Raw genomic sequence first — 11,566 nt, forward strand, 5'->3', positions numbered from 1 at the left:
CTCAGCATTGGGCTGGAAAAGCCCCGTCGCATTCGAAAGGAAAGTGGCTTAAACGAGCACTTGGGGCGGCACAAAAACGGGACAGGTCCAGGAATACTATTGTAGTATCGATAACCATCATGCTCGGTGTAGGATTTGAGGAGAGATTTGAGACGTGTCTTTGAAAGGGATTGCGTGCACTTTAGCGCCACAACGGCACGACATTCATCGTCATCGTGGTCAAGCATTTGAAGCAGAATCTCATCATTCATTGAGGCAATGTCTTTCTTCTTTAATTGCTTCAACAACTCTCGACGTAACAACAGCTCCATATCCTCCGCTAAAAGGTCCGCAATGCGATCCTTTCCAATCGAAAGCATCGCAGCTGCTTTAAGCGGGAGTGCTTTAGGGGAACCAATGTTGAGAAGGCTGAGTGTTGGCGGTCGATAGTCAGTAATTGCCTTAATGCGGGCCAGGTCAGACCAGTCGCCGAATTTACCTAAGAACTCTATTGCGGACTCCGACATATTTATTTCGTGATCGTCCAAAACACGCCGAACTAGCTCTAGGTCTTGCTTTTGCTTAATGCCGCACAGAGCCTCCAGCGCAGCTGTCACAAGGCGCTTACGAAGGAACGGAATAAGTTTTTTTGATCCTTTAAAAGTTTCATTTTCGCTGCCAAGAATATCTTCAAGCTTGCTTAGGCGCGTATCAAAGTACTGCTCAAACCCATCTTGCAGCTCCCGGCGCATAGCTTGTTTCATCTTGGTTGTGTGTTCGCGAAACAGAACCAAGGCGGCTTCATCGTCGTATATTCCGCCTTCGTCGTAATTCTTCCGAAGTTCTCGGAAGTCCTTGGTTGCTAGAATAGCTAGTTTGTACCGATCCAGATGCTCATTGTCCGTTTCTGTGTTTACGAAGATCGATCCAAACCCTTGTTTCTTTTTGGTTATTGCGAGAGCCTTCTTTGCCAAATTGTCTTCCAAGGGAAAGCCTGCATCATGCAGTGCAAGTGCTGCGTAGTACCTGACCGTATAGTCCGGATCGCTTATGAGTGTTCCCGCTAGCTCCTTATGTAGAGCACTTCGATCATACAGTGTGGCTGTTGCTCGCTGACGTATGGTTCCCGAGGGTGATCCCGCGCACTCAATCAAGAATTCCGTGGTCAACGAGGTTGGGTTTTTAAACAACTCGTCCGCCGTCTTTTCATCGACGTCATCTACGGCCAATTCTAGTGCACGCGTCAGCGCCCGTGTGATACCGGACCGAGCTTCAAGCCTGAGAATGAGATCGCCTAGCTTTGCTTGATACTGAGGTGTGCTGTTGTGATACAGTTCTTCAAGTATTGGGATATCGTCTCTTTTGCCATGACGCGCTAGGTACCCGAGCGCTTCTGCAAATACACCGCGTTTGGCATCTTCGCTCAGCCAGCGTTTGATAACAGCTTTTCGACCAAAGGCTTGCCCAGTTTCAGGAAGCTTCATGTCCAAAAGAGAAATCAACCTGATGGTATTCGCCTGTTTTGCCTCGTCGGAAATCGATGCTTTGAAAACCAGGGTTTCTAAATTTTTTGATCCTTCCAACTGGCGCGCAATCCAATACCACAAAGGTATGTTCTGGCTGTCAAACCCTGCGATCCCGCAGTCTTGTAACCCTCGAATCTCCTCTTGACCAAGTTCGACGTCATTACGATATCTGAAGAGGAGGTTCGCATCGTGGGCACCCAAGACAATATCGTCATTGCCGGTCCGATAAAGTGTTGAAGCTACAAGCCGCAAGCGCGCAGCTTCGACTGCACTGGTTTCTTCCCAACCAGCATGCCGTTGCGCGATGTTTTCAAGGAAGAGTCTGGCGGGTTCCGAAAACAGGTGGTTTTTTTCACTTTCTTCCTCAGGCATAGACTTAACTGAGGCCTGCGGCGTTTCCGTTTTGGCTTTTCGTGTTGATTTGGCTTGTCGTTTTTCGAACTCCGCCCATCCGATTGAATTCAGTTTTGCTCGGATTAACGTTTCAAACGCAGCCTCGTCGGGATATTCTTTGTACAGTGCATCTTTTTTTGAGAAGCAATCCTCCTTGAACTCTAAGACACGCTGTAACGACGCGCCTGGATCGCGCTGCCTCTCAGGTGGTATCGCTTTGAAGTACACTGTTATATCTTGCATTTTTCCGGACTTGACATGCTCTTTGGCACGCTCAAATTCTTCTTCAAATCCTGAACTGAAGCGAGAGTTTCCAGTTGCTGTTGGCGAGCCCCAATGATCGAACATTACACCAATGAAATATTCACATCGATCCAACTCTTGGTTGATTAGAGCTTGCGGACGACCGCGCCCAGGCAATGTTTCTTCCCAGCCGACTGGATCTATCATGCACCCCCAGTGGCGGGAATGATCTCTATTTAACTCGTCAACAACATCGCGAAATGTTGAGCGTTCCGTTTCAAGCCCACTTGGGGAACCGATGAAAACTGAGATTAGTTGGATATTACCGTTCAACACGTCAACTTTGCTCTGAGATTTGGGCTATCGCCAAGAATATTATGCGTTTCCAAAGGTTAAGGCGCCAAGCGATGTTTGCAAAGATCGGTTTTAGACTTTTTGACGGCTTTTCCACCATTGGCGCACCTTTGAAAAGTCTGGTCTCTGCGCAAAGCTGCCTTTGGTCAGGCTCGATGTTGCAAGGGCAGCGAACGGCAGATGTGTGGCCGTCTATTACTTTTTGAATTTTGACAGAAGGGCTCAATCGCAAATGGCGGCAGGCCCTCTACCTCACCACTTTCTTTTCGTGGGCCAGCGGGATTTGGACAAGCCAAACGCCCTGGCCGTCAGGGTGAGGGCGCAGCCCTCCCCCTCGGGCAACCCCATTAGACAGGGCCGTGTCCTCGGCTGTGCCTGCGGGCCGCACCACCCCTGTCGAATAGCATTGCCTCGCCCCCTCCCGCGTTCGCCACGTGGCAGATTAGCAGGAACAGGCAGCTTCGCTGTCTGACCTACAAATCAGCTCTGATTTTCCGAAAGGGAAGTCAGATCAAACCACACTATCTGCGGGAATACGAAATGGCGGCGGCGTGTTAGCTGATGACACAAAGGTCAAATTCAACTGATGTCCAACATTGGGGGCGCCTTCTGATGTCGAACGTTCGCTGCTTTTCTGGTCCAACTATGAAGGTTGGGTCAGGTTCATGTGACGTTCAACAGAAAACCAGTGGCGGACCGAGGAGGATTCGAACCCCCGACCCCTTGATTCGTAGTCAAGTACTCTATCCAGCTGAGCTATCGGTCCGCGTTGGTGAGGCGCTGTTTAGACCTGTGGTCAAAGACGTGCAAGCCGATTCTTCAAAAAAAAATCAAAAAGTCATGTCTCCACGCGGAAGCCTGATTTCAAAGATCGTTCCATCGGGTCCGGTCTCCTTCAGTGTCAGGTTACCGCCATGCCCGCGCACCAGTTCCTGTGAGATTGCAAGGCCCAGGCCAGAGCCTCCTTTGCGGACCCCACCCTGAAACGGTGTGAACAGGTTTTCACGTGCTTTTGGCGGAAGACCCGGCCCGGTGTCGCGAATTTCAAGACACCAGGCATCCTGATATTCACACCCGACGATGGTGATGTGACCCGGCTTACCCGAGGCTTCCAACGCCTGTCTTGCGTTACGCACGAGGTTCATGATGACACGAAACAACTGCTCGGGGTCGGCGCGGGCGATCAGATCTTCCGGCACTTCGTTCACGATCTCGACGCAGCCCCCTGCGACCGCCAGCTGTTCGCTGGTGGCGACATCAGCCGCAATTGTCCGCAGGGGCACCATCGTCAAGGTGGGCGCAGGTTCTTCTGCACGGCCGAATGCCAATGTGCTTTCACACAGCGATACAGCACGGGTGATCGAATTCACCAACTTCGGAGCCATTCGCCGGACCAGCGGGTCATCACTGGATTCGATCCTGTCCGTGAACAGCTGCGCCGATGTCAGAATGTTGCGCAGGTCATGGCTGACCTTTGCAACCGCCCCACCCAGTTGCGCCAACCGCTCGCGCTGTTTGAGAGCCTGCGTCAGTTCCGTTTGCAGCATCTTCAGCGCTTCTTCCGCCTCGCGCAATTCTGTCACTCTGGAATTCGGAGAGATGATGCCGCGCGCATCTTCGGGTGCGCTGGCATAGCGCTGCATATATCCAACCACGCTTTTGATGGGCCGGACAAGAACCACGCGCACCGCAAGGAACAGTAAGGACGCCGTGATGATCGAGATGACAAAGGACAGCCCCAGAATGCGCAGGCCGTAATCAACCATCGCCATACGGAGGGGAGCGCTGTCGATGGTGACCTCGATCAGCAGTCCCGCGCCCTTGACCGGCTCGCCAATGATACGAATGACTTCATTTTCAGGTATGAATATCCGGCTCACCGCATCCCGGATCAAAATCCATGGACCGGCATCCCGTAGATCAAATGTTTTGGTGATTGCCTCTGGAATCGGAGACGACAGCATGAGTTGGCGGACTTCATCCCGACGCAACACAACGTTGTAGACACCGGCATTCGCCAGCAATTCCGCCTCAAGATCTTCGGCCAGCATATCATCTGCCAACAAAGCCAGCGATGCGATCTGAGCGCGTTCCAGACGGTTCAGTAGGAAATCCTCGCGGAACCGGGCTATCGACGGGACAAAGATCAGGATTTCGGCCAACATAACGAAGACCGTCGTCAGGATCAGAAATCGGCCCGACAGCGAGTTCAATTTACGCTCCTTTACAGGTCAGGGAATCCAACGCTGAACAAACCTGACCACACGTTTAACTGTCTGATTCTCAAACAGCCTTGGAGAGAAATAAGCGCCAGCAACGCGTTTGTTAAGCTCTCCGATTGTCGGATAGGGTGAAACCATAGCAGCGATCTGTCCCATCTTCAGATTATTGGCCAAAGCCAGCGACCACATGTTTATCAACTCGCCCGCCTGATGGCCCACAATCGTGGCGCCGACGGGCCTGCCCTTCACCACCATGACCTTTATGAACCCTTTGGTTTTGCGCTCGGCCAAAGCGCGGTCATTGTGGTGAAAATCAAAGCGCGCAACCTCCAGCCTGTCGCCATGCCGGTCGCGGGCCTGAGCTTCGGTCAGACCTACCTGTGCCAGTTCAGGATCGGTGAACGTTGCCCATGGGATATGCGCCGTTTTCGCCCTGGTGGGCAGGCCGAACAAGGCGGATCGAATGATGATACCCGCATGATACCCGGCAACATGGGTGAATTGCAGCCCCCCCACGACATCGCCAATCGCATAGACCCGGCGGTTTGACGTCCGCAAGCTGCCATCCGTCTTGATTCCGTTTCTGGTGCGGTCAATTCCCGCCGCAGTCAGTTTCAGACGCTCGATATTGGCTTTGCGCCCTGCGGCGATCAAAAGGTGAGAGCCCCGGTGAATATCGCCGTTCTCGGTCACGACCTCCACAACGCCATCCTTTCCGCGAATCTGGGCCACCACGGCGTTTTCGTGGATCACGACACCTTCACTGCGCAAAGCCTCCAGCACAATGGACGCGGCCTCGGGGTCGTCTTTGCCCAACGCCCTCTGCCCTTCAACGACTGTTACCTTGCTGCCCAACCGGACATGAGCCTGCGCCATTTCCATACCCACCGGACCACCGCCAATGATCAGCAGGTGTTCCGGACGCTCGCGCAGGTCGAAGATGGTTTCGTTTGTTTGATAAGGTACAGTGTCCAGACCAGGGATTGGCGGAACCATTGGCGACGACCCGGTCGCAATCACGATCCGGCGCGCGGTGATGACATGATCTCCGGCCTGCACTTTGGTCGGGGAGATAAAGCTGCCATATTCGCGGATCACTTTGACACCCAAACCTTCGAAGCGCTCCTGGCTGTCCATCGGTTCGATCTGGGCAATCACATCCCGCACATGATCCTTCGCCGCTGCATAGTCGATCTGAGGGTTTACATCGGCCACGCCAAACGCGGCGGAATGCGCCTGACCAAAGGCCGCTTTGCCGCTTGCGATCAGCGCTTTCGACGGGACGCAGCCGAAGTTCAGGCAGTCGCCACCCATCTTGTGCCCTTCCAGAAGGATCACCTTCGCACCCATCTGGCTGGCACCGGCCGCAACCGATAACCCACCGGACCCGGCCCCAATGACCAGGATATCTGTCTTGAGGTGTTGCATGGGTCAGGCGTCCTTTCCGCCACGCAGGGACTTGATGACAATCGACAAAGCAGCCAGCACACACAAGCCGACAATGGGGCCAATGACGAAGGGTTCCCACAACAAAGAAACGTCCGGTGTTTCGCCACGGTCGAACACACCGCCCAGCCCAACGCCGATCCAGGTGTAAACGATACCCCCCGGAATAATGCCCAGCGCCGTCGTGATCAGAAAATTGCGAAATTTGACGCCCACCAGCGCAGGCACCAGATTGGCCACAAAGAACGGCACAACCGGGACAAGCCGCAGCAGGAACAGCACCGAGATTTCGTTCTCGCGCAACCTGTCTTTCAGCTTCCCAATCGTCCCCTTTGAGGCATCCAGCCGGGCCGTCAAAACATTGCCCAACCCCCAGCGGGCGGCCAAAAAGATGGCCGATGCGCCAATAGTGGCCGAAAATACATTGAACACCGTTCCGGCAAACAGTCCAAACAGGAACCCGCCGGTCATCGAGGCGACAGCAGCCCCGGGCAGCGAAAACGCGACGATTACGATATAGACGGCAACGAACCCGGCCACCATGGCCCAATAGTTTGCGTCCCGCCACGCCAGCAACGCTTCGCGGTTGTCTCGCAGGGTTTCGAAAGTCAGGTAATCACCCAGCGTGAAAAACCCCACCGCGGCGACACCGAGAATCACCAGCAAGGGGATATGACGCGCCAACCCGTTTCGTGGAGCGTGGCTTGTTTCGGACATCTGGCCTTCCGGTTCTTCTTGCTTCATCTTACGCCCAACATGCGCTGCTTGCGCTTTCGGCAACAGGGGGTTCACGGGGCCTTGATCTATGTGGCCGCGAACGTGACAGTTTCAGACGATAATCGACCGATTTGAAATCTTTTCTGCATCCGGTTTACAGAATTGTTGCAAAAGCCGCGAAAACCGGACCGTTGGGGTTTGACTTACACTTCGCTTGGCAGTAGAGGACGGGCTTCGAACACTAGGGCCAGGCGAATCCGCGCCGCACCCGACCGCTATAGATTGGAGACGGAGCGATGAAACGCACCTATCAGCCTTCGAACCTGGTTCGCAAACGCCGCCACGGTTTCCGCGCGCGCATGGCCACCAAAGCCGGCCGCAAGATCCTGAACGCACGCCGCGCCCGCGGCCGCAAATCGCTGAGCGCGTAAAACCGCCCACCGATCAGGGTATGAACATGACGCCGCCGGAGGCCCCTGAGGATGGTAAGAACCACCCCGGGAATACGCCCCCGGCGGCTTCTGTTTGTCTACCCACATCCCTGACGATCCTGAAAAAAAGAGCCGATTTCCTGAAAGCCGCCCGCGCGCGCAGGCAGGGAACGTCTTCGATGATGGTGCAGGCCCGCAGACGCGCTCCGGATGAAGCGGTGGGGCTGCGCGTTGGCTTTACCTGCTCAAAGAAAGTCGGCAATGCCGTGGCCCGCAATCGTGCCAAGCGCCGCCTGAGAGAAGTCGCACGGGCCGTCTTGCCTGTGTATGGTCTTGAAGGTTGGGACTATGTGCTGATCGGGCGGGCTGATGTAACCGCCGATCTTCCTTATGACGTCCTGCTGAGCGACTTGCGGTATGCGCTTCGCAAAGTGCATGCGGATCGCAAATGACCTTTCTGTCCCATATCGTCGCCCTGCCCGTTCGCGCGTACCGGCTGATTTTCAGCCCCTGGGTTGGTTTCAACTGCCGCTATCAGCCCACATGCTCGGCCTATGCACTGGAAGCATTGGAAAAACATGGCGCGATCCGAGGATCGTGGCTGGCTGCGCACCGGATTTGCCGGTGCCACCCCTGGGGCGGTGACGGTTACGATCCGGTGCCCGACAATGCCGACCCTTAAGTCAACGCCAGGTTGCCGCGGTCGGTGAAGCTGCGGGTCGGAATGACCTCTCGGTCCAGTTTCCCCATCAACGTATGGTGCAGGTCTTCGAAAAACCGGGGCGAATCAAAATACCAATTGTGTGTCGCCGAAGGCCCATCCCCGTATTCATCGCGGGTATTCTTGAAATGGGACCCGCAATACAGATTAACCGCTTTCTCAGGCCGGTCGTTTGGCATTCCGACACGGCCCAGTCGGCGCGATACTCCGACACGCTTGACCTCTGAAATCGACAAAACCTCGTCAAAGGGGCTGTAATAGCATGTCAGCCTGGTACAACGTCGCATCAGAGAGGAGGTCTTGGAACTGCCGTCGCGGAACGATTTCGCGGATACATCCGCCGCGACAAACGCGATCTGGCTGGTCATCCAGCTGTGTTGCGCGGTTTCATGGTCGTCATCGGCATAATCCATGGCTTCGCGTACCAAGAACGTGCCCATGGAATGCGCCAGAACATGGACGTTATACCGGCAATCCGCGGTCTGCATCCGGGACAGCCGCGTGATCCCGTGACTGAACAATTTTTCTGCCGCACGCCGCGCGTCAGCCCGGTCAACGTTATAGCCCAGAACCGATCCATCGCTTGGCCAATCATAGCTAATGACCACACCGTTAAAGCCATGCGCCTCAAGACCGGTGCGAATTTTGCGGTGACGTTCCAGCATCTGATATTGCTCGGTATTGAACCCGTGCACGAAGACGACAATATGCCCATTCTCGGTAGCCGTCGCCCCGGCTTCGGCCTGAAGCCGGCTTATCCATTGAGACTGCGGTATTTCATGCTGCCGTGCCGGTTGCCCGACATTTCCCGGAATAGCCAGATATCGCGCGGCACCCATCTTGTTTGAATAGTGATCGCCGCTGCGGGCGCGGACCGAAAAGAAGTAGTCCATAATATACCTCCTGAAAAATACGCGCAGGGTAACACGGGTGCAACTACGCTCCAAACGCGGTTGATCCTGCTTCTACGCCTTGCCCGGGCCTTCGGTCCGCTGTAACCACGGCGCATGTTTGATGATGCAGACGATATCCACCCGCTGTTTGCCGGCGCGCCCTCGACAACCGAGTTCAAGAAGCTGCGCAAACGCATTGTGCGCCAGACCCGTGAAGCGATCGAGCAATACGGGATGGTGGCTCCGTCCGCCCACGACAAGGATGGCAAGCCGCCCCGCTGGCTGGTCTGTCTTTCCGGTGGCAAGGACAGCTATACATTGCTGGCTGTTCTCTACGAGCTCAAATGGCGAGGCCTGTTGCCTGTCGATCTGCTGGCCTGCAATCTGGATCAGGGCCAGCCGGGCTTTCCGGCCACGGTCCTGCCCGAGTTTCTGGGTCGAATGGACGTACCGCATCGGGTCGAATATCAGGACACATACTCCGTTGTGATGGACAAGGTTCCGCAGGGCCGGACCTATTGCGCCCTGTGTTCCCGTTTGCGCCGTGGCAACCTCTATCGCATCGCGCGCGAGGAGGGATGCTCGGCGGTCGTCCTGGGGCATCACCGCGACGATATCCTTGAGACGTTTTTCATGAACCTGTTCCACGGCGGCCGCCTGGCCACGATGCCGCCAAAACTGGTGAATGAAGAAGGCGATCTTTTTGTATTCCGCCCGCTCGCCCATGTCGCCGAAGCCGATTGCGAGAAATTTGCAAAGGCGATGCAATACCCGATCATTCCCTGTGACCTGTGCGGCAGTCAGGATGGGTTGCAGCGCCAGCAGGTCAAACAGATTCTGGATCAATGGGAAAAGAACAGCCCGGGTCGGCGACAGGTTATGTTCCGAGCGTTAACAAATGCGCGGCCATCGCACCTTCTGGATGGAAAGCTATTTGATTTCATTAACCTTTCGCTAAATTCCAACGAAAATTCCGGGAATTTGGAAGAGATTCCGCTTCTGCGTTAACGACTGACTCAGACTGGTTTCATAGGCTTTGCCTTGTGCAGATCATGCCCAAGGCCAGAAAGCTGATGCGGAACCATCCCCTTACCGACCGTTTTGTCCATTCGTTGAAAACCGTTCTGGGCGGCCCAGCCGCGCTGGCCTTTGTTCCGGCGCTTTGTCTGAGTGCATTCTGGATTGGGGGTGAACAGGCCCTGGTTGCACTGGCCCTGGTTTTGCCTCTGATCGTCGCAGGCATCAATGCGTTCGCAGCCAATCCGTCGCGTAAGGGGCTTTGGCGTCCCGGCGGTCTGCTGTCAAAGGACCAGTTTGAAACAGTTTTGGAGAAGGTATTTGCCGACGCCCGCCTGAAGGGGGAAAACTCGGCCTGTTTCGCGGTGGTTCTGGATGACTTTACGCAATTGCTTGATCTGCACGGACAGGCGGCGGCAAACCACGTTGCACAGCAATTCTGCTCGCGCGTTTTGTCCATGATCCGCTCAAATGATTGCGCAACCCGGATGGGTGGAAACAGGATGATGGTTGTTCTGCACCCGGCACGGCAACTGGATTTGGAAGCTTGTATTCAGATGTCGGGCCGTATGCAAAACGCCGTAGAAGATCCCATCATGCTGAATGGTACCGGCGTGTATATGTCCTGTTCCATCGGCTTTTGCCTGAGCAGCAATATCACTGACGGCTCTGCAATCGATTGGCAGGAGGCCGCAAATAACGCCCTTTTGGAGGCACAACAAAACGGGCCATCCACGATTCGCGCTTTTTCCTCTCAGACGCGCAGACGGGCACAGGTCAGGATCAACTTGCGCAAAGAATTCGAAGCGGCGCTGGACAGCGGTGAGATCCGTCCATGGTTTCAACCCCAGATCTCAACCGATACCGGGCGTATCAGCGGGTTTGAGGCTCTGGCCCGCTGGGAACATCCGAAAAAAGGGGTTCTTGCCCCCAATGTGTTCCTGCCCTTTGCCGAACAGGCCGAACTGATGGACCGGTTGGGTCAGGCCATGCGGCATCATTCCTTTTCCGCAATGCGCGACTGGGATCGGTCCATGCTGTCGGTGCCGCGCATCGGGATCAACTTTTCATCTGACGAACTGCGCAATCCGGGCCTGATCGACCGTCTGAAATGGGAACTGGATCAATTCGATCTGACCCCTGACAGGTTGGCGGTCGAGGTGTTGGAGACCGTGTTCTCCAGACGGCCCGACGATGTCATCACCCGCAACGTCACCGGGCTTGCCGCAATGGGGTGCTGTATTGATCTGGACGATTTCGGGACAGGACATGCCTCGATCGGTTCCATCAAACGGTTCAACGTGTCGCGCATCAAGATCGACAGATCATTTGTTGCCAAAGCGGATCTGGACCCAAGCCAGCAACAGCTTGCCAGCGCCATTCTGATGATGGCAGAACGTTTGCATCTGGAAACTCTGGCCGAAGGTGTCGAAACGCCGGGTGAGCACGCTTTGATGGCCCAACTGGGTTGCGATCATGTTCAGGGGTTTGGCATCGGCAAGCCCATACCATTCGAAAAAACCAAGGATTGGATCACGTCTTACCGCAACAAGGTCGACGGTGTTCCCAAAATCGGGCGGAAAACGCGGTAGGGAACCGGAAATCGCGACAAAGAAGACCCCTC

At 55.1% G+C, this 11,566-nt stretch carries 10 protein-coding genes and 1 tRNA gene; 5 read left to right on the forward strand and 6 right to left on the reverse strand.

Features of this window, described 5'->3' with window-relative positions; translation table 11 throughout:
• The 5 genes from ACR0J7_RS18465 to ACR0J7_RS18485 all read right to left on the reverse strand — a co-directional run.
• Positions 1-2,474: DUF4062 domain-containing protein (locus ACR0J7_RS18465; RefSeq protein ID WP_480915206.1), on the reverse strand; the 2,474-nt coding region annotated here is incomplete at its 3' end.
• Positions 2,475-3,184: 710 nt separating this feature from the next.
• Positions 3,185-3,261: transfer RNA gene (locus tag ACR0J7_RS18470), tRNA-Arg, on the reverse strand.
• A 64-nt stretch (positions 3,262-3,325) separates the two neighbouring features.
• Positions 3,326-4,708, reverse strand: coding sequence for an ATP-binding protein (locus ACR0J7_RS18475; RefSeq protein WP_480484751.1), 1,383 nt, complete (start codon positions 4,706-4,708; stop codon positions 3,326-3,328).
• Positions 4,709-4,726: 18 nt separating this feature from the next.
• Entirely contained in the window at positions 4,727-6,145 is a 1,419-nt protein-coding gene (locus tag ACR0J7_RS18480) for a dihydrolipoyl dehydrogenase family protein (protein WP_480915208.1), read from the reverse strand.
• 3 nt (positions 6,146-6,148) lie between these two features.
• Complete coding sequence (locus ACR0J7_RS18485; protein ID WP_480901045.1) at positions 6,149-6,907, reverse strand: TVP38/TMEM64 family protein; 759 nt, start codon at positions 6,905-6,907, stop codon at positions 6,149-6,151.
• A gap of 269 nt (positions 6,908-7,176) precedes the next feature.
• On the opposite strand from ACR0J7_RS18485, the gene rpmH reads away from it, so the two are divergent.
• The 3 genes from rpmH to yidD are packed head-to-tail and all read left to right on the forward strand — an operon-like array spanning position 7,177 to position 7,993.
• A complete protein-coding gene (gene rpmH / locus ACR0J7_RS18490) occupies positions 7,177-7,311 on the forward strand; it encodes a 50S ribosomal protein L34 (RefSeq protein WP_005980833.1) in 135 nt (44 codons plus the stop codon).
• 26 nt (positions 7,312-7,337) lie between these two features.
• Complete coding sequence (gene rnpA / locus ACR0J7_RS18495) at positions 7,338-7,763, forward strand: ribonuclease P protein component (protein WP_209598858.1); 426 nt, start codon at positions 7,338-7,340, stop codon at positions 7,761-7,763.
• Positions 7,760-7,993 carry a membrane protein insertion efficiency factor YidD gene (gene yidD / locus ACR0J7_RS18500; protein WP_209598859.1) on the forward strand — a complete coding sequence of 78 codons (234 nt, stop codon included), beginning with the start codon at positions 7,760-7,762 and terminating at the stop codon, positions 7,991-7,993. Before rnpA ends, yidD begins: the two co-directional genes overlap by 4 nt.
• Here the strand turns inward: yidD and ACR0J7_RS18505 are convergent.
• Positions 7,990-8,925, reverse strand: coding sequence for an alpha/beta fold hydrolase (locus tag ACR0J7_RS18505; protein ID WP_480901043.1), 936 nt, complete (start codon positions 8,923-8,925; stop codon positions 7,990-7,992). The two genes, yidD and ACR0J7_RS18505, sit on opposite strands and share 4 nt — an antisense overlap.
• A 114-nt stretch (positions 8,926-9,039) precedes the next feature.
• Between ACR0J7_RS18505 and ttcA the strand changes: the two genes are divergently transcribed.
• Entirely contained in the window at positions 9,040-9,933 is an 894-nt protein-coding gene (gene ttcA, locus ACR0J7_RS18510; RefSeq protein ID WP_480901041.1) for a tRNA 2-thiocytidine(32) synthetase TtcA, read from the forward strand.
• A 44-nt stretch (positions 9,934-9,977) separates the two neighbouring features.
• Positions 9,978-11,534 (forward strand): putative bifunctional diguanylate cyclase/phosphodiesterase, encoded by a 1,557-nt coding sequence (locus ACR0J7_RS18515; protein WP_480901039.1) that lies wholly within the window; start codon positions 9,978-9,980, stop codon positions 11,532-11,534.
• Positions 11,535-11,566 lie beyond the last annotated feature (32 nt).

It is taken from the genome of Ruegeria sp. O4, from assembly GCF_056535125.1.

What these genes read in the sequence shown, in the direction of transcription:
- yidD (WP_209598859.1), top strand. Translation starts at nt 7,760, where the DNA reads ATGACCTTTCTGTCCCATATCGTCGCCCTGCCCGTTCGCGCGTACCGG.
- ACR0J7_RS18480 (WP_480915208.1), bottom strand. Translation starts at nt 6,145, where the DNA reads ATGCAACACCTCAAGACAGATATCCTGGTCATTGGGGCCGGGTCCGGT.
- ttcA (WP_480901041.1), top strand. Translation starts at nt 9,040, where the DNA reads ATGTTTGATGATGCAGACGATATCCACCCGCTGTTTGCCGGCGCGCCC.
- ACR0J7_RS18485 (WP_480901045.1), bottom strand. Translation starts at nt 6,907, where the DNA reads ATGAAGCAAGAAGAACCGGAAGGCCAGATGTCCGAAACAAGCCACGCT.
- ACR0J7_RS18515 (WP_480901039.1), top strand. Translation starts at nt 9,978, where the DNA reads ATGCCCAAGGCCAGAAAGCTGATGCGGAACCATCCCCTTACCGACCGT.
- ACR0J7_RS18505 (WP_480901043.1), bottom strand. Translation starts at nt 8,925, where the DNA reads ATGGACTACTTCTTTTCGGTCCGCGCCCGCAGCGGCGATCACTATTCA.
- rpmH (WP_005980833.1), top strand. Translation starts at nt 7,177, where the DNA reads ATGAAACGCACCTATCAGCCTTCGAACCTGGTTCGCAAACGCCGCCAC.
- rnpA (WP_209598858.1), top strand. Translation starts at nt 7,338, where the DNA reads ATGACGCCGCCGGAGGCCCCTGAGGATGGTAAGAACCACCCCGGGAAT.